This window comes from Nocardioides pocheonensis (assembly GCF_003725535.1).
GTDB classification, from domain to species: domain Bacteria; phylum Actinomycetota; class Actinomycetes; order Propionibacteriales; family Nocardioidaceae; genus Marmoricola; species Marmoricola pocheonensis.
Map to the genome: position 1 here is coordinate 1 of NZ_RJSF01000046.1, position 23,305 is coordinate 23,305.

Consider the following 23,305-nt stretch of genomic DNA (forward strand, 5'->3'; position numbering starts at 1 on the left):
TGGCCCGCCACCGAACCGATCACGATGATCCGACCGGACCTCTGCGGCACCATTCGCAGCGCGGCAGCGCGACAGGCGTAGAACGCCCCGGTCAGGTTGACTCCGATGACCTTCGACCAGAGTTCCGGGGTGGTCTCCGCGACATCTGCGTAACCGTCGAATACTCCGGCGCAGCTGATCATCACATCGAGCGTTCCCCCGAGCGATGCTGCTTCCTCGACGAATCGTTCCATCGACTCGTAGTCACTGACGTCGACCTGTCGGGTGTGCAGGTTGGCCGGGTCGCCGAGCTCCTTGACGGTCTCGTCGAGACGGCCCTGGGAGACGTCGCTCGCGAACACCTCGTAACCTGCCGTGACGAACGCCTCGGCAATGGCTCGACCGATGCCGGAGCCGGCTCCGGTGATCGCGGCGGTGTGCTTGTTCATGGAAGACAACGTAGATCTCGTTTCCTGTGAGTGTCAGTGGACCGACGCGCCCTGGCCCGCCGGCGCCGGATCGTCAACCGACGGCCGCGGTCCCCCCGTTGTGGCGGAACATGACGAACCACTGGCCGTCGTGGCAGACCTCGCCGGCCTGGTTCACCACCGAGACGTCGAAGGTGACGACGCCGCGATCGGGCTTGGTGGTGGAGGGACGAACCTCAGCCACTCGCTGTTCGACCCGGATCGTGTCGCCGATGCGCACGGGACGCCGGAGATTCCACGACATCCCGAGGAAGGCAATCGCAGTGCCTTCCTTGATCCCCAACCTCGACTCCAGGCCGATGGCGACCGAGAAGACTCCGGGACCGTGGAAGATTCTTCCGCCGAACTGGGTGCCACGAGCAAACTCCTCGTCCGTGTGAAGCGGGTTGAAGTCGCCCGAGAGGCCCGCGAAGTTGACGAGATCAGCTTCGGTGATCGTCCGCGCAGGGGTCACCCACGACTGACCCACTGAGAACTCCGTGAGGAACATGCCGCGCGTTACAGGGGTACGCGCAGGCTCGACTGCCGAGTTTGCGGTCACGGGGTGCCTTTCGTTGCCATGCTGGTTCGGGTCTTCCGCGTCACCCGCGCCCACCAGTCCGCCGCCCGCTCGCGGAGCCGGGCGAAGAGCGACCGCCGCACCCGATCCTGACCGCCTACGACCGCTACGAATTGTGCGATGGCATCGCCGAGAATCGACCGGATGACCGGGCCCCCCATTGCCGCCATGCTGCCGTCGACGCGCAGGTTGGCGGTGTAGTCGAGCAATGCCCGGCCTGTGTCGTCGGGTCGGACGTGGACCACGGCGATACCGTCGAGCTTCATGTTGAGCCTTGAGTCGTCGCCCTTGAGCACGACGTTGAGAACGCGAAGATCGGGCTCGGGGTTGATGGTCGCCGAGAGGTCCCAGTGCGCGCTGATCCCCATGACCGTATTGGTCATGCGTGCGCTGAAGGCGTTGGGACCGACGGCAACAAGCGTCGCCGGGTCCAGCCCAGGTAGGCACGACGCGACGAGCGGCACGTTCTCGAGCCGGTTCCACACCACGTCCGGCGTCGTCGGCATCGTCACGACATCGGCGACGCTGACGGTCGTGCCAGCTGTCTTGTTGGCGGTGCGCTTGCTCCAGTCCGCCTTGCGGCTGGCCATAGACGGTCTCCTGTGTTCGATCGTGATTCAGCCGAGCGTGGCCGAGCGGGCCATGCCCTCGGTGATGGCCGGGCGGTCGTAACGGAAGGCGGCAACGTCGATGTCTGGCTCGCGACCGATGACCAGGTCGGCGAGCACGCGGGCGCTCGCCGGACCCACCGTGGCGCCATAGGCAAGACCCGACCCGACGAAGAGGCCCGGGAGGGCTGGAACCGCCGAGATGACCGGAAGCCCGTCGCCGGTCTGCGGGGCGATTCCGCCCCAAGTCCGTTCGACCGCCAGGTGCTGGAGGGCAGGAACGTGGTCTCCCAGGACTCCAAAGGTCTGTGCCATCCCGGCCACCGTGGGCGCGGGCGAGGCGTCCGGTCCATCAACGAATTCGATCGGACAACCCAGCCAGAGGCGCCCATCGGCCCGCTGGCAGATGAGCTCGAGCAGTCCGACCTCGGGCATGATCTGCTGCAACGGGTGGAGGACGATGTCGTCGTCGTAGCCCGGAAGCTCGCGCACGAAGGCGTATTCGTGGAACAGGCTTGGTCCGTAAGCGGCCACGTCGAAGCGATCGTCGATCGGTGCGGTCTCGACCATTTGCATGCGCATGTGCAGGAGGTGGAAGGGCAGACCCGCCCGGGTCATGAGCTCGGCTGTCCAGGACCCGGCAGTCAGCGCGACAGTGTCGGCGGTGAGCAGACCGGTGGCCGTCCGGATACCGATGCATCGACCAGAATCCACCTGGAGCTCCACGGCGTCGTCGATGACGAGTCGAGCGCCCTCCTTGACGGCAGCGGCCACCAGCGCCTCCACCAGCTTGCCGGGGTGGATGTAGCAGTCGCTCCTGCTGTGGATGCCGCCGATGACCTCGTCCGGGAGCAACGGACACAGTTCGCGGGCGCGGTCTCCGTCGACGACGTCGATCGGCAAGCCGTCTGCACGGCGACGCTCGACGAAGCCCTCGATCAGAGGCACCTGCTCGTCGTAGTAGTAGACCAAGGCCCCATTGGCCCTGAACTCGAAGTCGTCGAGCTCATCGGCGAGCTCGGGATAGAGCTTGCGCGACAACCGTGCCAGCTCGAGCTGAGGCCCAGCAGAACGAGTGATCATCGAGATGTAGCCGGCGTTACGCCCGGAGGCACCCGCGCCTGGCTCGTACCGCTCGATCAACGTGACCTCCACGCCAGCGCGTGCGAGGTAGAGAGCGGTGGCGGCACCGACGATGCCTGCGCCGACAACGATCGTGCTCGCAGCAGCCGGAGGAGTCGTCATTGCGTCAATCCTTCGTGGTGAGGGCCGGCGAGGGTCTATATGAGGAGCATGCGCCTCGGAGAGGCGAGTCACCACTGGTTCCATCGCGAGGGATCTGGTGGATCATTGGTGGATCTCCAAGCCGTTTCCGCCGTTGTCGGACTGGTCCGAGCGCAGGGCCTGCGCGACACCGTCCGGGAGCAGGCGGGAGGTCGCATTGCGGGCGTCGACATTGACATAGGTCAGCAGCATCTCGGCGACGACGTCCTGTGCACGGGATACGACCATGGCGAGGTCGAAACTCGACTGCCCGACCCTGGTACAGGCGACCGCGATGTCGAGGACCTCATCGAACCGAGCCGGACGCCTGAACTCGACGCCCGCCTTGACCACCGAGGGGTCAGCGCCCGAGGAGACCAGGTGACCGTACGGGAAGCCGAGTGCCCGGAAGAACTCCGTCATCGCGACGTCGGCCAGCTCCAGGTAACGGCTGTTGAAGAGGAAGCCCTGGGCATCGGCCTCGTGGTAGCGAACCCGGTGCTCCAGCACTCGGCGCATCAGGACCCATCCTGGGCCGCGTGCTGCCGGGACGTACGCGCCGTTGCCCGGGGACGCCTGGTCACTCGAGCTCGGTCACGTTCGAGAGAGATTCGAGCGCATCGCTGTACTCGATCAGCATGCGCTCGATCTCGCGCCGTACGGTCGTCTGACCCTTCATGTCGCCGACGACCTGACCGACGGCGTAGGTCCAGTAGTCCAGGTTGCGGGCACGCTCGGCCCGCTTGTACGAGTACCCGTTGAGGATCGACTGCATGGGCCAGTCGAGCGGTTCGGGGGCGCCCTGCGACTGCCAGGCCTCGACGTACTTCGTGTTAAGCATTCGGCCCTGCTTACCCGTCATGACACGGGCGACGGTCGCGTCTTCGGACTCGGCCGCGAAGAGCCGGTCCCGCATCTCGTCACTGAGCTCGCTCTCGACGGTCCCCAGCCACAGCGATCCGATCCAGACGCCCTGGCAACCCAGCGAGAGCGCCGCGAGAAGGTGCGATCCCCTGCTGATTCCACCCGCTGCGAGTACCGGGACACCCGCGGCGGCCTCGACGACCTGCGGCCACAGGACCATCGACGCCACCGAGCCGACACTTCCTCCGGCCTCCGTTCCCTGGGCCACGATTAGGTCCACACCGGCCTCACGCTGTCGGGCGGCATGCTTTGCGGTACCCACCAGAGCCCCGACCTGGACACCCTGGGCGTGCGCCTTCTCGACGACCCATCCGGGGGTCACCCCGAGCGCGCCTACCACCAGCCCGACCGAGCTGCGGGCAAGGGTGACGTCCAACTGGTCCTGACTCTTCTTGTTGGTCATCGCCATCTTCCGCGCGTTCTCCACCATGTACGCGTCCCGATCCTGCGGCGACAGATCGCTGAGACCACCTTCATCGAGAAGCCTCGTCACGAAGGACATGTAGTCGGCCGGAATGGAATCGAGGTACTCCTGTGGGCTCTTCTCCTCTTCCATGGCAGTCCCGGGGAAGACCAGGTCGACACCGAACGGTTTGCCGTCGACCTCCTTCTCGATCCACTCGATCGACATGTCGAGCTCGTCGGGAGTCATCCAGGCAGCACCGAGCACGCCCAGGCCACCGGCGTTCGTGACCGCAGCCACGACGTCCCGGCAGTGGGAGAAGGCGAAGATCGGCAGCTCGATGTCGAGTGTCTGAGCGATGGGGGTTCTCATGTGATCTCTGTTCCTCGAGTCGCAGCGGCTCGGAGCCTGCGCAGCTGCCGAGAAGTTCTGGAACGAGGCTAGGTCGACGAGCGGCCACGGTGGCACTGGTCGATCAACGAAGACTCCGCGCCGGTGCAGAAGACATTCCAAGACGCGCTGCATCGCTGCCGCTCGAACTGGTGAATCCGTTCAACCGGGGCGGCCGGGCCTACCATTTCGAGAGGGTCCCGAGCTTCCGCGACCCATCCCGCGGCGGTCAACCGCGGGTGCTCGAGAGTTGCGAACCGGCCCGATCGCGACGCAGCTCTGGAGCCCGGGTGACCTTCTTCGACAGCGCGAACCTATCGCCGACCACCTGGCATCTTCGGAACGTTCGTCCTCGACGTCAGCGCGCGGGTCGGCGTGCCCACCACCTAAGACTCGCCGCGGCTGCTCCCGGGTACGACGGGCAGCGAAACGAACGATCCGGTTCCGCCTCCCACAAGCAGGGTCTGGTTCGCCACACGCATCTCGCCCGTCCGGAGCCCGTCAGCGGTGTTCGGGTTGCGGTCCCAGCGCGGGAAGCAGCTCGACGTGACCTGCACCCGGATCCGATGGCCCTTCTTGAACAGCATGCTGGTCGACCACAGATCGACCTCCACCGCTGAGGCCTTGCCCGGCTGCGCCTGGACGCGGGTGATCCCGTCGACGACGTTGTAGGACCGGCCATCCGGGTGCACGTCACACAGGCGCACCACCCAGTCGGTCGTGAGGCCGTCGGTTGCCGCGGTCAGAGTGGCCGTCACTCGTCCGGTGACCTCGATGTCGTCGGAGAGCACTTCACTCGTGAAGACCAGGACGTCGGGACGCTCCTCGACGATGCGCTGGTCGAACGCACCCGACGGCGGGTGCGGCATCACCGTGGAACCGCCGACGGTCGGCACCGGATTCTCAGGGTCGTACTCGAACGTGAGGGCGACCGGGGCTGCGCCCTGTTCGGAGGTGAGGTCCTCCTCGGCGCCGAGATAGAACTGCGTGTCCACCGCCCTGCTCAGCGGCCACGCAGGCTCGGACCTCCACTCGTTGGCACCCATCACGTAGACCATCACGGGCAGATCGTCGCCCGGTGCCTCACCTGTCGTCAGCCAGGAGTGCAACCAGTCGAAGGTCAGGTCCAGGATCGAGGTCGCGTAGTCGATCACGTAACCGTTGCCGGCAAGCCCGAAGTTGATGTCACCCTGCTGCGAGGCCTGGCCGACGTGGTTCCAGGGGCCGACCACGAGCTTCGCCGGTGTGCGCTCCGCCGCCGCGACATAGTTGTCGATCGTCGCCTGGACGAAGAGGTCGTACCAACCCGCGACGTGCAGGCTGGGGACGGTCACGCTCTCCTCCAGCGCCGTCACGTCACCGGCTGCCATGACCGCCGGGTCCGCCAGGTTTGGAAGGTCGTACCGAGCGATGACCGGGTCCACGCCCGTCGGGAGCTCCAGGTACGTCGGTCCCGGCATCCCATCGGCGGCCCCAGCCAGGCTGAGCAGCTGCTTCATCAGCTCTTGCTCGTCGTCCGCGTACCGGCGGGCCAGCACGTCGAAGCCCATCCCGATCCCCCAGCTCCGAACGAGTCCCATCTCATGGGCGCCGGACCGGAAGCCGAGAGTCGTACGTGGGTCGCGGAACGTGCGCTCGGGGGCGATCGCCTTCAGCGCACTCGGCTGGCGGGACGCAGCCTGCCACTGCACGTTGCCCAGGTAGCTCAGCCCCCACATCCCGACGGCTCCGGAGGAGCCGGGCAACGACGCAGCCCACTCGATCGTGTCAGCGCCGTCGGCCGCCTCGTTGACCAGCGGCACGAACTCGCCCTCAGAGGTGAAACGCCCACGCACGTCCTGAACGACGGCGATGAAGCCCCGCCGAGCGGCCAGCAGGGGGTCCAGGAACTGCAGCTCGTAGTGGTCGGTCTTGCTGTAGGGCGTCCGCGCCACGAGCACCGGCCACGGACCCTCACCCTGCGGACGGTAGACATCTGCCCGGAGCACGACGCCGTCACGCATCGGGACAGGCACGTCGTACTCAATCGCCACGTCCGCCATCTGCAGTCCTCCTGGTCGCTGGATGGGAGGCACGTTACGTCCATGGCGATGCGCCGGACATCGCAGTTGTTACGAAGAGGTCGGGCTGCTCTCGTGGAGGTTCCGAGCGGAAGGTAGGTCAGGTCGCTTCGCACGTGGAAGGCGATCGACGACCAAGAGATAAGCGTTCCTGACGAGCTCCTCGACGAGCCCACGTGACACACCGGCCCCCGCCGCTACGGAGGTCCAGTGCCGCTTGTTCATGTGGTAGCCGGCGGTGATCGTCCCGAACTGCTGCCGGAGCGCGACCGCGTGCTCGGGCTCGCACTTGAGAGTGACGATCGGAGTGCCGCGCACGACAGTAGTCATCACGAAGACCTTCCCGCCGACCTTGAACACCTCGTAGTCCGGACCGAACGGTCGGCTCTGGGCGACCCCTGGCAGATCCAACGCAACCGACCAGGCGAACCAGTGAAGATCGGCACCGGTCATCGGCGCCAGCTCGGTGGCCGATCCCCATGGGGAATCGGTCATCGGTCCTCCAGGATGCGCCGCAACCCCGCCAACCGTAATCCCCGGTCGGCTTTGGCAGAGTCGGGCACGGGCCGGCTGTTCGAGTCATGCTGCCGACTGTTGTCCACGGCCGTCACTCACTCCCTCGATGGATAGCATTCCGATGGAGGTCGGTGAGCTCTACGTAGTGAGTCGCGTTCGAACGGATCGACTCCAGCTCGGTGGCCGTCGTGGTACGCCGCACGCGACCGGGCAGTCCGAGGACCAGGGACCCGGCCGGCACCACCGCCCCTTCGCTGACAACCGCCCCGGCGCCGACGATCGAGCCACGCCCCACCCGAGCTCCGTTCAGGATGATCGCACCCATCCCGACGAGCACCGAGTCTTCGATCTGGCAGCCATGGAGCTTCACGCCGTGCCCGATCGTGACCGCGTCCCCAATGGTCAGCGGCAACCCCGCGTCGGCGTGGAGCACCGAACCATCCTGGATGTTGACTTCGGCTCCGAGCGTGATCTGCTCCTGGTCCGCGCGGATGACGGCGGCGTACCAGACACTCGACCGTGGCCCGATCGTGACGTCGCCGATCACGTACGCGTTGGGTGCGACCCATGCAGTCGTATCGATCCGCGGAAGGCGTTCCTCGATAGCCAGCTCCACTGTCGGTCCTCCTTGGATGGCGGTGCGGGTTCGGGTTGACCACGCCGCGCCGTTTGTTCGTCATCATCGCGACACGTTCTCCACCCACCCGACTGGCCTTGGGCGCCAGGCAGATGCCCGTGACTCCCGCCCCCACCGACGTGGACGGAGAGCCGAGCGACCGGAATCAGTGAAGGCTGACCGGGACATCACTTCCATTGGAAGCCTCACGAAAATGCGGTGACCACCTGGTGACGCGGCTGCCCCGCCGGGTTCGACGCGTTGTGGACAGACGGAAATGGGCTGAGTATTGGCTATCTCACCAACTCTGCTCGAATCCCTCATAGATGCGCTGGTTCCAGCCCGATGACAGCAAACCTCAGACTCAGAGGACGACCGCCTGACGATCGACACGCAGCGGCAGACCGCTCGGGCAACATCCCCGTCCGCCACCGGGGCTCGTGCACGGTCCGCCGCGTGCAGCGTTGAGTGACCTGCAAGGAAGGAAGACCGAATGAGCGCACCGACGACGCCCGGCCAGATCATCACGGATGAGGAGAGCCCGCGACTGCACGGCAACATGGGCAGTTTCGAGCTGTTCTTCAGCATCATGGCCTACAACGCGCCGCTGGTGGTCATCATCGGTGTCATCCCGGTGATGCTGATCGTCGGCAACGGGGTGGGAACCCCTCTCGTCTTCATCATCTCCGGCCTCATCCTGGCTGCCTTCGCTGACGGGTTCATCCGGATGTCCAAGGCACTTCCCCGGCCGGGCGCCTTCTACTCCTTCATCTCCGCCGGTTTGGGGCGCGAAGTGGGCCTGGGCGCCGGCCTCGTGATGCTGGGGGCGTACTACTGCGTCGCCGTCGGCACGATCGCGTTTGGCGGCATCGTGCTCGGGGCGCTCGTGACGGACACCCTGCACGGGCCCGACGCACCGTGGTGGATCTGGGGGGCCGTGTTCTGGGCAGTCGCCGGCATCCTCGGGTACCTACGCATCGACGTTTCAGCGAGGATCACCGCTGGGCTCTTGTTCCTCGAGCTGATCGTGGTCGCCGTGTACGACCTCGGGGTGTCTGGACGAGGCGGAGCGTCCGGCCTCAGCTCTGCACCGTTTTCCCCGGGCCACCTGTTCGACGGGTCGTTCTCGATCGGCATTCTGCTGGCCATGGGCATGTTCGGCGGGTTCGAGGTCGCCGTGCTGTTCCGTGACGAGGTCAGGGACCCTGATCGGACCATCCCTCGTGCGACCTACGGTGTCATCGCCGCGGCGGGCATCCTGTACAGCGTCACGGCCTGGCTCTTCATCAACGCCGTTGGAGTCGACCATGTCGTGGCCCTGGTGACAGGTGATCCTGAGGGCGTCATGCACCAAAGCCTGCGGCACTTCGGCGGGAGGTTCGCGGCAGACTCCGCGAACGTGCTGGTCAACACGAGCTCGTTCGCGGTTCTGCTGTGTGCTCACAACGTCGGCGCCAGGTACGCATTCAATCTCAGCGCGGACGGTATCTTTCCGCGCGCGCTGAGCGGGATCCACAAGACCCACGGCTCGCCGCACGTCTCATCCGTGGTGTTCACGATCGCATCGGCCGTCATCTTCGTGCCGGTGCTGATCCTCGGCATCAAGCCCTTGGCCTTCTATGCAGCGATCCTTGGAATCGCGTCGATCACCGCACTTCTCGTGTTCTTCCTCAGCAATGCCGCTGTGATGCGATACATGCGCAAGGAAGGAAGCGAGGAGAGCGCCGTGCACCGGGTGGTGCTGCCTGTCGTTGCCGCGGTCGGCCTGGGTGCCACCATCGCGCTGGGCGTCAAGAACTTCACCCTCCTGACAGGCGGGTCGCAGGCGGTCTCGAACCTGCTGCTGGTGGTGATCGCCGCCACTCTCCTCGGCGGGATCGCTCTGGCCTTCGTGTACCGGCGCACGCGACCCGAGGTCTACCAGCGCATCGGCCGCCAGTGACGGGAAACCCGCCGCGACGCGGGTGCAGCGTCCTTGGTGGACTCCAGACATCACACCCGACTTCCCGTAGATATCCCAAGTGCGCGCCGGCGCAGATCTAGCGTTCAGTGGAAAACATGCCGCACCGACTTGTCATCCTCCCCAGCCGGGTCGTGAACAGGCAGTTGCCGATGATCGTCGAGCAGAAGGGGAGCAGCCGCATGTCGACGAGTTCGGTGCCCCCGGTCCAGGGGACGCTGACCGCATGAGATCGCGTCATCTCACCCATTTCGGCCTGCTCGAAGCAGAATCCGACGGGACATTCCTCCACGCTGTGACCGGTTGGGACGGTGATCCGGATCCGCGGCGCGTGATCCACAACGTCGCGTCAAGCCAGCACCATCCAGCACGCGTCCGGCGGCCCGCCGTCCGGCAGGGATGGCTGGAACGGGGCCCCGGCGGAACCGGTCGAGGGGACGAACCCTTCATCGAGGTCAGCTGGGACGAAGCACTTGATCTCGTGAGCGGGGAGCTGCAGCGCGTCTATGGCACTCACGGCTCCTCAGCTGTGTACGGCGACTCCTACGGCTGGGCGAGCGCGGGTCGTTTCCACCACGCGCAGAGCCAGATCCACCGGTTCCTGAACTGTCTGGGTGGATATGTTGCCGGCGTCGGCGACTACAGCTACGGGACGTCGGGTGCTCTCCTCCCCCACGTGATCGGCGCCTCGCCGGCCGAGGTCATGGCGGACGCGACGACGTGGGACGTGATCTGCGAGCACACCGACCTGTTCATCTCTTTCGGCGGGCTGTCCGAGAAGAACTCGGCGATCGGTCCAGGGGGGATTGCTCGACACTCGACTCGTGCAGAGGTGGAGCGCGCACGCAAGGCGGGCTGCCACTTCATCGACATCACGCCCATTCGTGACGACGGGTTCGCCGAAGCCGACACCGAATGGATCGCCCCCAGGCCCGGCTCCGATGCCGCACTGATGCTGGCCCTGGCTCACACCCTGGATGCGGAAGGGCTCGTGGACGCGGAGTTCCTCGAGAACTACACCGTGGGATATGACCGGTTCATCGCCTACGTCCGCGGATTGGGTGACGGCCAGCCGAAATCTCCGGAGTGGGCCACGAGGATCACCGAGATCTCCTCCGACACGATCGCTGGCCTGGCCCGGAGAATGGCCAGGTCGCGGACGATGATCAATGTCAGCTGGTCGATGCAGCGACAGGACCACGGCGAGCAACCGATCTGGTTGGGCGTCACGCTCGCAGCGATGCTGGGCCAGATCGGTCTGCCGGGGGGTGGATTCCAGCACGGTTATGGTTCCTCCGCCGATGTCGGTCTCGCCAGGAGAGTCCTGAGTCCCCCGGCCTTGCCGCAGGGAACCAACAACGAGGCTTCGTACATCCCTGTCGCACGGATCGCCGACATGCTGCTTCACCCGGGTACCCGCGTCCCCTACAACGGCATCGAGGTCAGCTTTCCGCACATCGACCTCGTGTACTGGATCGGCGGCAACCCCTTCCACCACCACCAGGACCTGACAAGGTTCCGCCGCGCGTTTCAGCGACCTTCGACCGTCGTCGTTCACGAGCAGTTCTGGACCAGCACTGCCCGGCACGCCGACATCGTGCTGCCGGCGACCATGACAATCGAGCGGGATGACTTCGGCGCGGGCCGCAACGATCCGCACTTCTTTCCCATGCCGGCACTCACCCGTCCGGTCGGTGAGGCGAGGGACGACTACGCGATCTTCGCGGCCCTCGAAGAACGTCTCGGTCTGAACCAGGCATTCACCGAGGGGCGCACGGTCCAGCAGTGGCTCGAGCATCTCTACTCGGACTGGAGGGACCGGTTGTCGAGGAAGGGCTACCCGGTGCCGCCGTTCGATGAGTTCTGGAGGAGCGAATACATCGAGATTCCGGTGCCCGATCCGGGTCAGGTCCTCCACGCAAGTTTCCGGACTGATCCGCTAGCGAGCCCTCTCGCCACGCCCTCGGGCAGGATCGAAATCTTCTCGGAGACGATCGACTCCTTCGGGTACGACGACTGCCCGGGGCACCCTGTCTGGCTCGAACCGCGCGAATGGCTCGGCCAGACGAACCGGCGGTATCCGCTGCACCTCATCTCGAACCAGCCGAAGACGAGGCTGCACAGCCAGCTCGATGTAGGTACGACGAGCAGGGAGAGCAAGATCCAGGGCCGGGAACCCGTTCGGATGAATCCGTCCGACGCTGACGCCCGTGGTCTGCGAGACGGAGACGCGGTCCTCATCCGCAACGACCGGGGCTCCTGCCTGGCTGGCCTGGCCGTGTCCGATGCACTGCGGCCCGGCGTCGTCCAGCTCTCTACCGGCGCCTGGTACGACCCCGACCCGTCGGATCCTTCATTCTGCCGTCACGGCAATCCCAACGTCCTCACCGCGGACCTGCCCTCCTCGCGGCTTTCTCAGGGCACGACGGCCCAGCATGCGCTCGTGGAAGTCGAGCGCTGGGAAGGGCCACTCCCACCGATCACCGTGGACCAGCCCCCGGCCTTCGTCGCGCGCGGAGATGTCGAACCACCCACCCGTTGAACGGGTGGATCAAACTCCCTGACGCACCCCAAAAGGAGCACAAATGTCTTCACCGACGGAGCGCGTGAGCGCGCTGCTTCGCGACTTCCGCGAGGACGTATCTGCCATCTGGTTGATGTGTGACAGGCACCCCGAGGACGCCGTCGCCTTCACCGTGGTCGACGAAGATCTGTCTGCATCGGACGTGACCTTCGGTGACCTGAGGAGCCGGTCCACCCACTTCGCCGCCGGGCTCGTCGAGCTCGGCGTCGAGCCCGGAGACCGCGTGGCGACGCTGATGGGCAAGGGGCTGGACTTCCTCACCGCCGTGCTGGGGACGTGGCGGGCGGGCGCCGTTTACGTTCCACTCTTCACCGCCTTCGGCCCACAAGCGATCGCGTCGCGCCTCGAGCGGAGCCGCGCCGTGGTCGTGGTGACCGATGCCGGTCAGCGGGCCAAGCTGGACCCGGGGCCGGACATGCCGGCCGAGAGGCCCTGGCGCGTGGTGATCGCCGACGAGAGCGCGGCTCGTGAATCAGATGTCACGCTAGCCGCGCTGCTCCGCAGCGACGGTTCTGCGTTCAGTCCACTCACGGGCGGCGACGCGCCGATCGTGCACATGTTCACCTCGGGGACGACCGGCACCCCCAAGGGCGTCATCCATCCCCTTCACCATGTCGCTGCCTGGCAGAGCTATCTCGAGCACGGGCTGCACGTCACGGCGGACGACAACTACTGGTGCGCGGCGGACCCGGGATGGGCCTACGGCTTCTACTCGGCAGTCGCGGCTCCCCTGGCTGCGGGCACGAGGAGCATCCTGGTGAAGGGTGCGTTCAATGCGGCCACCACCTGGAAGGTGCTCAAGGCTCTCCAGGTCACCAACTTCACCGCGGCACCGACCGTCTATCGAGCGCTTCGCGCTTCTGATGACGGCGACACCACGCTCGGTCTCAGGCGCGCCTCCTCCGCGGGAGAGCCACTGACGCCCGAGGTGAACGTCTGGGCGGAGAAGAGGCTCGGCATCCGCGTGCACGACCACTACGGCCAGACCGAGATCGGGATGCTGCTCGGGAACTGCCATCATCCGCAGCTGGCAAGAGAACCCAAGGCCGGCTCGATGGGTCGGGCCCTGCCGGGGTTCGAGGTCGTCGTCCTCCACCAGCAATCCGACGACGTCGCCCCAATGGGTGAGCTCGGCAGGCTCGCCGTGGAGATCGAGGCAAGCCCGCTGATGACTTTCGCCGGCTACCAGCAGCCATCTCCCAGCGCGGACAAGTTCGCGGCCGACGGTCGCTACTACCTGACCGGCGACCTGGCCAAGGTCGACGTCGAGGACGACTACTTCTTCTCGTCCAGGGATGACGACGTCATCATCATGGCCGGATACCGGATCGGCCCGTTCGAGGTGGAGTCCGTGCTCAGCCAGCACGACGCTGTGTCGGAGGCAGCGGTCGTGGCGGTCCCCGACGAGATCCGCGGCGAGGTGATGGAAGCTCACGTGGCACTCCGGCCCGGCTACACAGCCGGCGAGGCGCTGGCCGTCGAGCTTCAGCGGTGGGTCAAGGAGAAGTTCGCGGCGCATGCGTACCCCCGTGCGGTCCATTTCACCGATGCGCTGCCGAAGACACCGAGCGGCAAGGTCCAGCGGTATCTTCTCCGCCAGCGCAGCGGCGAGCCGCAGTGAATCGCCTCGCGGCTGACGAGCCCAGCGATCAGGTGCTGTTGGTGGAGAACCGCGGTCGAGCACGTTGGCTGTGGTTGAACCGGCCCACGCGTCGCAATGCCCTCAACGAGGAGCTGGTCACCGCTCTCGACTCGGCCCTGACGGACGCGGAGGACGATCCCAGCACGCACGTTCTCGTCATCGCCGGGAAGGGCAAGAGCTTCTGCGCCGGTGCCGACCTGCGCCACCTGCTGGGCCTCTCTGACAACGGCGTTCATCCGATCACCTTCCTGGAACAGGTGTCCGCGTTGTTCACCCGCATCGAGCGGAGCCGCCTCCCCGTGGTGGCCCTCCTGCACGGTCACGCGATCGCCGGCGGCATCGAGCTCGCCCTCGCCTGTGACGTCGTCATCGCCGCGGACGACACGCTCATCGGTGATGGGCATGTCCGCAACAGCCTGATTCCGGCGGGAGGCGGAAGTGTGCGCCTCGCAAGACGGGTCGGTGACGCCATGGCCCGGCACCTCATGTTGACGGGTGCCTCTCTTCCGGCACATGTCCTCAAGAGCTGTGGCTGGCCGTTCGCCACCGTGCCCCATGACGAGCTCCATGCTGCTGGTGAGAGGGAGGCGGACCTGCTCGCCGCCCATGCCGGCCCTGCCCAGGCACGCATGAAACAACTGCTGGCCGCCCTTGACGATGTCCCGACCCACGCAGCGCTCTCAGCTGAGCTGGAGGCGTTTCGCACGCACTGGGACGAGACGCGTGTCGCGGACGCCGTCCGCACTTTCGTGACCGGTTCCGAGCGCAGCAACCAGGCCAGGTGAGCACGATGGAGAGATACCAGGGGCAGGTCGCCCTCGTAACGGGCGCAGGGCAGGGCCTCGGCCGAGCGATCGCCGAACGCTTGGCAGAGGAAGGCGCCCACGTCGCCGTGGCGGACGTCAACGGCGATGCTGCCGCCGCGCAGTCCAAGGCGCTGGAGCATCGTGGGCTCGCGGCCAGCGCGCACGTCGTCGACGTCTCGTCAGGCCCCGAGGTCGGCGCCTGGATCGACAGCGTGTTCGGCCAGCACGGCCGCATCGACGTTCTCGTCAACAACGCAGGGGTCATCCGAGACAACCGGGTGGAGCAGATCTCAGACGAGGACTGGCACACCGTGGTGGACGTCAACCTCACCGGTGCGTTCTACTGCAGCCGGGCGGTCCTGCCCCACATGCGCGAGCAGCGCTACGGGCGCATCCTGTCCATGTCGTCGATGTCCTGGCGGGGCAACTTCGGACAGGTCAATTATGTCGCCGCCAAGGCCGGGATCGTAGGGCTGACGCGCGGACTGGCCCTGGAGGCAGCCCGGGACGGCGTGACCGCGAACGCGATCGCTCCGGGTCTGATCGAGACTCCGATGCTCGCGTCCATGAACGACAAGGCTCGGGAGAAGCTGATCGGCAAGATCCCGCAACGCCACACGGGCGATCCGACCGACATCGCCGAGGCGGCCGCGTTCCTGTGCTCCAGGAACGCTGGCTACATCACCGGCGTTGTTCTCGACGTCGACGGCGGCATCTCCATCGGCTCATCGATTCGTTGAGGAGTGGTCCGTCGTCTCACGGACAATGGCGGCGGGCATGATGCCTGCCTGCCTCGCTCAGATCTCGTATCTGGAAGCTCAGAGTGGCGGTGCTCGCGCGACACGACCGGCGCACGCGGAGCAGGCATCCAGGGAGCACGGGTCGAACTCCGTCCCCCAAACCTGAGCACTGTGTACTCCGAAAACGACCAGCTTGCTGTGAGACGAGGCGGCCGACCGGAGCACACACCAGCCTGCTCGATCCTCGAGCTGCGTGGCTCGACCTGCCCGAGCTCAGCGCGCCTGCAGTGCGATCCACGCGCTGACTCGCATTCGGGGGTCATCGAACGAACCTCCGACCGCTGCCTCGATCGCCTCGATGCGGTTCCGGACCGTGTTGCGGTGGATGCCGAGCTCCTCTGCGACCTTGAGCCTTGATCCGTGGTGGCGAAGAAAGGAACGCAAGGTGTGGACCTGCTCCCCGTCCAACGGGCCGAGGAACGATGCGGCGAACGCCTGCGCTCTCTGCTGGTCGACCAGCGAGAGGGGGGCTTCGCTCATCAGTTGCTCCCAGGCCATGACCCGATTGCCGCTGTTCGCCTGCGCAAGCGCGAGCCCAGCGGTCTCGTAGCCGGCGCGAGCGTCGGACAGCGGAACCACCTGACCGACCCCGACGAGCGTGCCACGCGCCGCGATCTGCGCCGCCAGTGGGGCCGCCCGCCGCGGTGGCGCGACGATGCACAGCTCGCCGTTCACTCGTGACACCAGTCCACGCGCGTCGGCAAGCGCCTGGCCGTCTTCGAGCGCGTCCGCTGGCCCCACGAGCCGCAGGAACCGTACCTGGGCTGGAAGCTGCCGACTCTCCGGCTCCACATCGAGGACGAGCTGGGCGACCTCCGGCTCCCCGGCGAGCAACAGCTCCAGGGCCTTGTCCTGGATCATTCGGCGGGCCTCGCTGCGCGCGCGATCTTGCTCGGCGACGAGGCCCAGGAGGGAAACCGCGGCGGCGATTGCACTACGTTGAGCGTCGTTCGGCCGCTCTTTGGCGGACGCGGCCAGGTACGACGCCGGACGGCCGCTGAGGCCGATCGGGTGGATCGCCACGGTGCTCTCGGCGGCCGCGATCGTGGCCGCCGCGAGTAGCCCCTGAGGTCGGATCCGGCGGATTTCCGCAGCGATCTGCTCGACCATCATGAGCGCTGGCCCCGCCCCCACGGAAGCAAGTAGCTCGCCCTCCGTCGAGAGGGTGCACACCGCGCCGTCCAACACTCGGGCCAGTGTCTGCAGGATCGAGTGAGTCGCCTGTGGTCGAACGGCTGCAGCGGTGAGCCTGCGCTGGAGGTCCAGAGCGACGCGTGCGGCTTCGGCATGCTCCGCTTCGAGAAGCTGGGCGATGCGCTGACTGACAGCCACGAACGCGGTCGCTCGCGGCACCTCAACAAGGTTCATCCCGAGCCGCTCGCACGCGCGAACCAGGGCGGTCGGCGGCTTGGCATGAGTCAGTCCCGTACCGATGCCCACACATGACACGCCCGCCGTGACCAACCGCGAGACGTACTCCTGCCACTCACCACGCCAGCCTCGGGTCTTCAGCCCGGTGGTGAGCAACAGCTCGCCGCCCTCCAGGAACGGAGCCGGGTCCTTCAGCTCACTGGTCGCCACCCAGCGGACCTCTGCTGTCGCAGCCGCGAGATGGATCGCCCGCAGATCGAGCTCCGGCCTGTCGAGAATCGTGGCAAGGGTGACCATGTGCACAGGATATCGACCAAGATTGTGCAGTTCTGCCCTACCTGGGCCGTCGGCCGCTTCCTAGAGTTCGGTAGACGACCACAAGGAGTACGAATGCCGGAGCACGCAGCCCACGGCGGACCTGGGCTTCCCCAGGAGCGACGCGTCGTGACTGAGATCCCTGGACCTCGTTCCCGCGACCTGCAGGAGCGCAAGGGCGCCGCCGTCGCGCGTGGTGTTGGCACGACGCTCCCCGTCTACATCGTCGCGGCCGGTGGAGGCGTCCTGGTCGACGTGGACGGAAACTCACTCATCGACTTCGGTTCCGGGATCGCAGTAACAACCGTGGGGAACAGTGCGCCCCAGGTCGTCACGGCGGTGGCGGCGCAGGCGGCCGCTTTCACCCACACCTGCTTCATGGTCACTCCGTACGACGGCTACATCCGCGTCGCCGAAGCGCTTAACAGGCTCACCCCGGGCAGCCACGACAAACGGACGGTGCTGTTCAACTCGGGAGCCGAGGCCGTGGAGAACGCCGTCAAGATCGCGCGGTCCCACACCCGCAAACAGGCAGTGGTCGCCTTCGACCACGCCTACCACGGCCGGACGAACCTGACGATGGCTCTGACCGCCAAGAACATGCCGTACAAGAGCGGCTTCGGCCCGCTGGCCCCCGAGGTCTATCGCGCACCGCTCTCGTACCCGTTCCGCGACGGCGGTCTGGACGGAGCTACCGCTGCACGACGGGCGATCGACGTCATCGAGAAGCAGGTCGGCAGCGAGAATCTCGCCGCACTCGTTATCGAGCCGATCCAGGGCGAGGGTGGCTTCATCGTCCCGGCCTCCGGTTTCGTTCAAGCGTTGGTCGACTGGTGCCATGCCAACGACGTGGTCTTCGTCGCTGACGAGGTTCAGACCGGGTTTGCGCGCACGGGCGAGATGTTCGCGGTCGATCACGAGGGCGTCGTGCCCGACCTGATCGTCACAGCCAAGGGCATCGCCGGCGGGCTCCCGCTCGCGGCCGTCACCGGCCGCGCCGACATCATGGACGCGCCGCACGCGGGCGGGCTCGGCGGCACGTACGGCGGCAACCCGCTCGCCTGCGCCGCCGCGCTGGCGGTGCTGGAGACCATCGAAGCCGAGGGTCTGGTGGACCGGGCCCGCGCGATCGGCAAGACGATGGTCGAGCGGCTCACCGCAATCCAGACCAAGGACTCGCGCCTCGGCGAGGTCCGCGGCCGCGGCGCGATGGTGGCCGTCGAGCTGGTGAGGCCGAGCACGACTGAGCCCGACGCTGAGCTGACCCGAACGATAGCCGCAGCCGCCCATTCCCGCGGCCTGGTCGTCCTGACCTGCGGCACCCACGGCAACGTGCTGCGGTTCCTGCCGCCTCTGTCCATGCCCGATCACCTCCTGAGCGAGGGCCTCGACGTCCTCGAGCAGATCTTCGAGGAGCACCCGTGACGATGACCCTGCAGTCGCAACTCGAGGAGTCTGCGACGTCGCTCGTCGCGTCCTTGGATCCCGCGCGCGGGATCCGGCACGGCGGAAAGCGCCAGGCCGCCGCGGGCGGCGAGACCTTCGGCGTGGAAGAGCCCGCCACAGGCCAGCTCATTGCATCCGTCTCCGACGGCCGCGCAGCGGACGCCACGGCGGCCGTGGACGCCGCAGCCGCTGCTTTCCCGGGGTGGTCGGGCACGGCGCCTCGGGCGCGATCCGAGGTCGTGCGCCGGGCGTTCGAGCTCATGGTCGACAGGAGTGACCAGCTCGCCGGAATCATCGCCCTGGAGAACGGCAAGGCGCTTGCAGACGCGCGAGCTGAGGCTCTGTATGCAGCCGAGTTCTTCCGGTGGTTCGCCGAGGAGGCGGTCCGCGCCGACGGCCAGTACGGCGAGGCGCCGGCCGGCGGCACCCGCACGATCATCACAAGCCGGCCGGTCGGCGTGGCCGCCCTGGTCACCCCGTGGAACTTCCCGGCGGCGATGGCAACCCGCAAGATCGGGCCGGCGCTCGCAGCCGGGTGCACCGTCGTGCTCAAGCCGGCCTCGCTGACGCCCCTCACCGCGCTCTTGGTCGCCGACATCCTCGCGGAGGCCGGCGCACCCGACGGCGTGGTGAACGTCGTGCCGAGCACGCACTCTGGCGAAGTGGTGGGCAGCTGGCTCGAGGACGAACGGGTCCGCAAGATTTCATTCACCGGGTCGACGGGCGTAGGCCGCACCCTCCTTGCCCAGGCAGCAGCCCGAATCGTGAACTCTTCGATGGAGCTCGGTGGCAATGCCCCCTTCGTCGTGGCACCGGACGCCGACCTCGACGTCGCGGTGGTCGGCGCCATGGTCGCCAAGTTCCGCAACGGTGGCCAGGCCTGTACCGCTGCCAACCGTTTCTACGTGCACGCCGATGTCGAGCCAGAGTTCACTGCGCGTTTCGGCGCGGCCATCGAATCGCTCAAGGTGGGCCCGTCCTTCGGTGACGGCACCGACGTCGGTCCGCTGATCAGTGCCAGCGCCGTGCGCGACGTCACCGCACTGGTCGACCACGCGGTCCTCGGCGGCGCGAGGGTCACCCACCGGGCGATTGCGCCAACCGACACCGGGCACTTCTACCCGCCCACCCTGCTGACCGGAGTGTCAGCTGACGCTCCGATCCTGCGCGAGGAGATCTTCGGGCCGGTCGCGCCCGTAGTGACCTGGCGCGACCGGGATGAGCTGCTGCAGATGCTCAACGACACCGCCTACGGCCTCGCGGCGTACGTCTTCTCCAGTGACTTGAAGTGGGCTCTCCAGCTCGCCGAACGCATCGAGGCCGGCATGGTCGGAGTGAACCGCGGCGTGGTCTCCGATCCGTCGGCCCCGTTCGGTGGCGTGAACCAGAGCGGGATCGGGCGCGAAGGCGCCCGGGACGGGATCCGCGAGTACCAGGAGACCCAGTACTTCTCCGTGGACTGGAGCGTACCGGGCAGTTGAGGGCAGTCATCGCCTCGCGCCGATCGAACGGACATCCGAGGTTGAGGTGTTGTGGTCGCCGACGGGTTCTGCTCAATCGTCCGCAGCCGCGAAGTCGAGCAGCTGACGGTTGAACTCGACCGACTCACTCACGTGGGGGTTGTGACCACTCTTCCTGAAGACGGAGAAGCGCGAACCCGGAACTTGACTCGCGAACCACTCCATTCCCTCCTGGTGGTAATAGTTGGTGAAGGACGACGTGACGACCCAGGTGGGCACCGGGATGCGGGGAAGCGTGTCGCGCCAGTCGGCAACAAAGTGGTCTACGAAGAGTTTGAGGACGGCTTCGTGATCGAAGGAGTCCCATGGCTCCTCCGCCATTGCCGAGCCTTCAGGCAACGCAGGTTCCAGATCTTCGTTGCTCCACTTGACGCGCCAGTGCACGCAGTCTTGAAGGTTGTCCCAGGTCACGCCCTTGACGCCCCAGCTCCAACTTTCGTCATTGACGATCTTGGGAGACTGGTCGATGGAGACAAACCGTGCGATCCGGCCGAACCCGGAGATAGTGAACATGGCGAGCGCTACCGAGACCCCCATCGAGTGCCCGACGAGTACGACGTCCTCGAGGTCGAGGAGTTCGAGCAGCTCGCGAGTGTCCTGGCCCAAGCGCGCCAGCGTCTGGCCGTGCTTGGGCTTGTCGGACGCTCCGTGCCCTCGGAGATCGACCGCGATCACCCGGTGGCCTGCTGCCAAGAGCGCTTCTCGTTGGAACTCCCAATGTCCGCGCCTGCACCCGTATCCGTGCAGTAGCACGAACGGCGTGCCGGTCCCCTCGTCGTCGTACGCGATGTTCACCCCGTCCGAGGTGCGCATGACCAAGTTGGTGCCTGTCACGGGTCCCCTTTCGGGTTTCGTTGGTGCGCTGCTTCCCATCTGCCTGCTCGCTCCGGTCCTTGATCTTCGACTCAGAACCAACTGTGGACCAGGTTGTCGCGTCCCAAGGCGCTCGTCATCGATCCGATCTGGCGAATCATCAAGCCGAGGTCGGAGCCGAGAGAGACCATGCCGAAGCCTTGGTCACGGCGTGCTATCGCCTCGTATGTACTTCGCGCAACGATGCCGGCGCTGATCCCGCGCTCTCGCGCTCGGGCCAGGATGTCCAGGTTGATCTCGGCAACTCCAGGACCCTCCCACTCACCGACAGCCCCTCTGCTCGCGGACATGTCCGCCGGCCCGAGAAAGACCGCGTCGATCTCGCTGACCGACAGGATGTCGTCGAGATTGTCATATGCCGTTTGTGTCTCGATCATCGGCACGAAGAGCAGGTCCTGGTTGGCGCCCCTGACGTAGCGAGTCAGGTCGAGGCCCCAGGTCACGCTTCGCTCACCGCCGATGCCGCGACGACCTAGCGGGGGGTAGTACACGTGCTGGCTGACTGCGCGGACCTCATCGCCCGTGTTGACCAGAGGAACGATGACGCCGTGCGCCCCCACGTCGAGGGCTCGTTTGATCGGCTCCAGCTCTTGAGAGGGGGGACGGACAAGCACCGTGAGATCGGTTCCGCGTGCGGCTGTGACGTGACCCTGGATCGCTCGGTAGTCGAGGTACCCGTGCTCCATGTCGACGCAGATCCAGTCCAATCCCAAGGCCCCGGCAATCTCGGTGACCGCCGAAGCCTCAGACGTCACCCAAAGGCCGTACGCCGTCTCGTTTGCCGCGAGCTTGGCGCGAAGTGCCTCGTTCACTTGTCTGGACCTCCGTGGCTCGTTCATGCCGTTTCATTCAGCAACAGATTGCTCCGCTTTGGAGTGCATCTGGCTCCGCGCATCCGCATCACACTCACGCCCCGCGTCCGTGTTCGCCAGTTGCAGGTGACCAGTCGGATCGCATGACGTGTCGCTTCTCCAATCCAGCCTGACCAAGAAGGCTGCGGTCGTCTCCCTAAGCTTCAGTGGTCTCGCCTGCGTGATCAGATCCCTTCGACGTCGTCTGGTAGAGATGGGTCAAGGAGGACCTTCCCGGCGTCGCCGCGCATCAACGTCAACGCGCGCGGAAGGGCGCTGATCGGGAGCCGGTGGGTGATCAGCCCCTCCAGGTCGACCTTCCCGCTCACGACCAGCCCGGTGAGTCTGTCCCAGGTGTCCCAGATCGAGCGGCCCCAGCTACCGCGGAGCGTGATGCCGCGGGTGATCAGGGTCTCGGTCACATCGAGCGGTAGGTTCGCCTTGACCAACCCGACCGCGACCACCGTGCCTTCCCGACGGACGGCAGACAGCGCCGCCTGCATCGCCGCCAAGGCTCCTGAGCACTCGAGCACCAGGTCGTAGCCGCCTCGCACTCGCGTCGTCGTGTCGGCGGCAGCCACGGCATCGACGCCCGGCGGGATGGCTTGTACGCCCAAAGCCTCGGCGAGTCGACGACGGTGTTCATTGGGTTCGACCACGACCACTCGTCGGGCGCCGAGCGCGTTCGCGATCTGCGCTCCGACAAGGCCCACCGGTCCTGCGCCGGACACCAACACGGATGCGCCCGCCAAGTCGACGCCGGATCGAAGGACGCCGTGCATGGCACTTCCAGCGGATTCGAGCAGCGCAGCTGTCTTGGTCTCGATCTCCTCGGGCAGCAAGTAGCAGCTCCTTGCCGGCACGACCACACGCTCCGCAAATGCGCCGTCCACTGTGACTCCGAGTAGGTCCATCCGCGCGCAGTTGTGCCCGATGCCGCTGCGACAGGACCAGCATTGTCCGCAGTGAAGGTGAGTCTCCATCGCGACGCGCGTTCCCAGCGCTGGTCCGTCGGTCTGAGGACCGACTTCGATGACTGTGCCCGCGCACTCGTGCCCCATCGTGCGAGGAAACGTCATCTGTAGGTCGCTGGCAGCATCGCCGTGGTCGAAGAACGCCATGTCGCTGCCACACACCGACACGGCCGCAACCTCAAGACGAACCTCACCCGACCCCAGCGAAGGTTCAGTCCGGTCGGTCACGAACTGACAACCTGGGCCAGGGCCAGCCTTGATCACGGCACGCATCACCAAAGTGTGGTCCCGCTTCCCCGCGGCAGGTACCGCCGATCGTCGAAGGTCCGAGCGAGCCCGTACTACTCACGACGCAAG

20 protein-coding genes are annotated in these 23,305 nt (G+C 66.4%); 7 read left to right on the forward strand and 13 right to left on the reverse strand.

Annotated elements, in window-relative coordinates; all coding sequences use genetic code 11:
- The 9 genes from EFL26_RS19580 to EFL26_RS19620 all read right to left on the reverse strand — a co-directional run.
- On the reverse strand, window positions 1-428 hold a 428-nt coding region (locus EFL26_RS19580; RefSeq protein ID WP_148046779.1), incomplete at its 3' end, for an SDR family oxidoreductase.
- A gap of 73 nt (window positions 429-501) precedes the next feature.
- On the reverse strand, window positions 502-1,008 hold the full coding sequence (locus tag EFL26_RS19585) for a MaoC/PaaZ C-terminal domain-containing protein (RefSeq protein WP_221177060.1): 507 nt from the start codon (window positions 1,006-1,008) through the stop codon (window positions 502-504).
- Window positions 1,005-1,616 carry an SRPBCC family protein gene (locus tag EFL26_RS19590; RefSeq protein ID WP_123224612.1) on the reverse strand — a complete coding sequence of 204 codons (612 nt, stop codon included), beginning with the start codon at window positions 1,614-1,616 and terminating at the stop codon, window positions 1,005-1,007. Before EFL26_RS19590 ends, EFL26_RS19585 begins: the two co-directional genes overlap by 4 nt.
- Before the next feature lie 27 nt (window positions 1,617-1,643).
- Window positions 1,644-2,879 (reverse strand): NAD(P)/FAD-dependent oxidoreductase, encoded by a 1,236-nt coding sequence (locus tag EFL26_RS19595; protein ID WP_183408279.1) that lies wholly within the window; start codon window positions 2,877-2,879, stop codon window positions 1,644-1,646.
- Between the two features lie 102 nt (window positions 2,880-2,981).
- Window positions 2,982-3,416, reverse strand: coding sequence for an acyl-CoA thioesterase (locus EFL26_RS19600; protein WP_123224614.1), 435 nt, complete (start codon window positions 3,414-3,416; stop codon window positions 2,982-2,984).
- 61 nt (window positions 3,417-3,477) lie between these two features.
- Window positions 3,478-4,596 (reverse strand): nitronate monooxygenase, encoded by a 1,119-nt coding sequence (locus EFL26_RS19605; RefSeq protein WP_123224615.1) that lies wholly within the window; start codon window positions 4,594-4,596, stop codon window positions 3,478-3,480.
- 404 nt (window positions 4,597-5,000) lie between these two features.
- Window positions 5,001-6,656: a CocE/NonD family hydrolase gene (locus tag EFL26_RS19610; protein ID WP_221177061.1), complete on the reverse strand. Its 1,656-nt coding sequence runs from the start codon at window positions 6,654-6,656 to the stop codon at window positions 5,001-5,003.
- 69 nt (window positions 6,657-6,725) lie between these two features.
- On the reverse strand, window positions 6,726-7,169 hold the full coding sequence (locus EFL26_RS19615) for an MmcQ/YjbR family DNA-binding protein (protein WP_221177062.1): 444 nt from the start codon (window positions 7,167-7,169) through the stop codon (window positions 6,726-6,728).
- Between the two features lie 112 nt (window positions 7,170-7,281).
- Complete coding sequence (locus tag EFL26_RS19620) at window positions 7,282-7,737, reverse strand: gamma carbonic anhydrase family protein (RefSeq protein WP_246000294.1); 456 nt, start codon at window positions 7,735-7,737, stop codon at window positions 7,282-7,284.
- Between the two features lie 562 nt (window positions 7,738-8,299).
- Here EFL26_RS19620 and EFL26_RS19625 point away from each other — a divergent pair.
- From EFL26_RS19625 to EFL26_RS19645, 5 genes are all read left to right on the forward strand, one after another.
- Window positions 8,300-9,748: an APC family permease gene (locus EFL26_RS19625; RefSeq protein WP_123224617.1), complete on the forward strand. Its 1,449-nt coding sequence runs from the start codon at window positions 8,300-8,302 to the stop codon at window positions 9,746-9,748.
- 244 nt (window positions 9,749-9,992) lie between these two features.
- Window positions 9,993-12,308, forward strand: a complete 2,316-nt coding sequence (locus EFL26_RS19630) for a molybdopterin-dependent oxidoreductase (protein WP_123224618.1) — start codon at window positions 9,993-9,995, stop codon at window positions 12,306-12,308.
- A 43-nt stretch (window positions 12,309-12,351) separates the two neighbouring features.
- The gene (locus EFL26_RS19635) at window positions 12,352-13,971 is read left to right on the forward strand and encodes an AMP-binding protein (RefSeq protein WP_123224619.1); all 1,620 of its coding nucleotides are present in this window, start codon (window positions 12,352-12,354) and stop codon (window positions 13,969-13,971) included.
- Window positions 13,968-14,777 carry an enoyl-CoA hydratase/isomerase family protein gene (locus EFL26_RS19640; RefSeq protein WP_123224620.1) on the forward strand — a complete coding sequence of 270 codons (810 nt, stop codon included), beginning with the start codon at window positions 13,968-13,970 and terminating at the stop codon, window positions 14,775-14,777. Before EFL26_RS19635 ends, EFL26_RS19640 begins: the two co-directional genes overlap by 4 nt.
- A 5-nt stretch (window positions 14,778-14,782) precedes the next feature.
- Window positions 14,783-15,538, forward strand: a complete 756-nt coding sequence (locus tag EFL26_RS19645; RefSeq protein ID WP_123224621.1) for an SDR family NAD(P)-dependent oxidoreductase — start codon at window positions 14,783-14,785, stop codon at window positions 15,536-15,538.
- 273 nt (window positions 15,539-15,811) lie between these two features.
- Here EFL26_RS19645 and EFL26_RS19650 read toward each other — a convergent pair whose 3' ends face one another.
- The gene (locus EFL26_RS19650; RefSeq protein ID WP_123224813.1) at window positions 15,812-17,266 is read right to left on the reverse strand and encodes a PucR family transcriptional regulator; all 1,455 of its coding nucleotides are present in this window, start codon (window positions 17,264-17,266) and stop codon (window positions 15,812-15,814) included.
- 93 nt (window positions 17,267-17,359) lie between these two features.
- Between EFL26_RS19650 and gabT the strand changes: the two genes are divergently transcribed.
- The gene (gene gabT, locus EFL26_RS19655; RefSeq protein ID WP_123224622.1) at window positions 17,360-18,709 is read left to right on the forward strand and encodes a 4-aminobutyrate--2-oxoglutarate transaminase; all 1,350 of its coding nucleotides are present in this window, start codon (window positions 17,360-17,362) and stop codon (window positions 18,707-18,709) included.
- A gap of 2 nt (window positions 18,710-18,711) precedes the next feature.
- The gene (locus tag EFL26_RS19660) at window positions 18,712-20,211 is read left to right on the forward strand and encodes an NAD-dependent succinate-semialdehyde dehydrogenase (RefSeq protein ID WP_123224814.1); all 1,500 of its coding nucleotides are present in this window, start codon (window positions 18,712-18,714) and stop codon (window positions 20,209-20,211) included.
- A 72-nt stretch (window positions 20,212-20,283) separates the two neighbouring features.
- Here EFL26_RS19660 and EFL26_RS19665 read toward each other — a convergent pair whose 3' ends face one another.
- From EFL26_RS19665 to EFL26_RS19675, 3 genes are all read right to left on the reverse strand, one after another.
- The gene (locus EFL26_RS19665; RefSeq protein WP_221177064.1) at window positions 20,284-21,084 is read right to left on the reverse strand and encodes an alpha/beta fold hydrolase; all 801 of its coding nucleotides are present in this window, start codon (window positions 21,082-21,084) and stop codon (window positions 20,284-20,286) included.
- A gap of 71 nt (window positions 21,085-21,155) precedes the next feature.
- The gene (locus EFL26_RS19670; protein ID WP_183408281.1) at window positions 21,156-21,935 is read right to left on the reverse strand and encodes an HpcH/HpaI aldolase family protein; all 780 of its coding nucleotides are present in this window, start codon (window positions 21,933-21,935) and stop codon (window positions 21,156-21,158) included.
- 224 nt (window positions 21,936-22,159) lie between these two features.
- A complete protein-coding gene (locus EFL26_RS19675) occupies window positions 22,160-23,221 on the reverse strand; it encodes a zinc-dependent alcohol dehydrogenase (RefSeq protein WP_123224815.1) in 1,062 nt (353 codons plus the stop codon).
- Window positions 23,222-23,305 lie beyond the last annotated feature (84 nt).

Coding starts and splice junctions, on each gene's coding strand:
- EFL26_RS19590 (WP_123224612.1), bottom strand. CDS start 1,616: ATGGCCAGCCGCAAGGCGGACTGGAGCAAGCGCACCGCCAACAAGACA.
- EFL26_RS19595 (WP_183408279.1), bottom strand. CDS start 2,879: ATGACGACTCCTCCGGCTGCTGCGAGCACGATCGTTGTCGGCGCAGGC.
- EFL26_RS19600 (WP_123224614.1), bottom strand. CDS start 3,416: ATGCGCCGAGTGCTGGAGCACCGGGTTCGCTACCACGAGGCCGATGCC.
- EFL26_RS19605 (WP_123224615.1), bottom strand. CDS start 4,596: ATGAGAACCCCCATCGCTCAGACACTCGACATCGAGCTGCCGATCTTC.
- EFL26_RS19610 (WP_221177061.1), bottom strand. CDS start 6,656: ATGGCGGACGTGGCGATTGAGTACGACGTGCCTGTCCCGATGCGTGAC.
- EFL26_RS19615 (WP_221177062.1), bottom strand. CDS start 7,169: ATGACCGATTCCCCATGGGGATCGGCCACCGAGCTGGCGCCGATGACC.
- EFL26_RS19625 (WP_123224617.1), top strand. CDS start 8,300: ATGAGCGCACCGACGACGCCCGGCCAGATCATCACGGATGAGGAGAGC.
- EFL26_RS19630 (WP_123224618.1), top strand. CDS start 9,993: ATGAGATCGCGTCATCTCACCCATTTCGGCCTGCTCGAAGCAGAATCC.
- EFL26_RS19635 (WP_123224619.1), top strand. CDS start 12,352: ATGTCTTCACCGACGGAGCGCGTGAGCGCGCTGCTTCGCGACTTCCGC.
- EFL26_RS19645 (WP_123224621.1), top strand. CDS start 14,783: ATGGAGAGATACCAGGGGCAGGTCGCCCTCGTAACGGGCGCAGGGCAG.
- EFL26_RS19650 (WP_123224813.1), bottom strand. CDS start 17,266: ATGGTCACCCTTGCCACGATTCTCGACAGGCCGGAGCTCGATCTGCGG.
- gabT (WP_123224622.1), top strand. CDS start 17,360: ATGCCGGAGCACGCAGCCCACGGCGGACCTGGGCTTCCCCAGGAGCGA.
- EFL26_RS19660 (WP_123224814.1), top strand. CDS start 18,712: ATGACCCTGCAGTCGCAACTCGAGGAGTCTGCGACGTCGCTCGTCGCG.
- EFL26_RS19675 (WP_123224815.1), bottom strand. CDS start 23,221: ATGCGTGCCGTGATCAAGGCTGGCCCTGGCCCAGGTTGTCAGTTCGTG.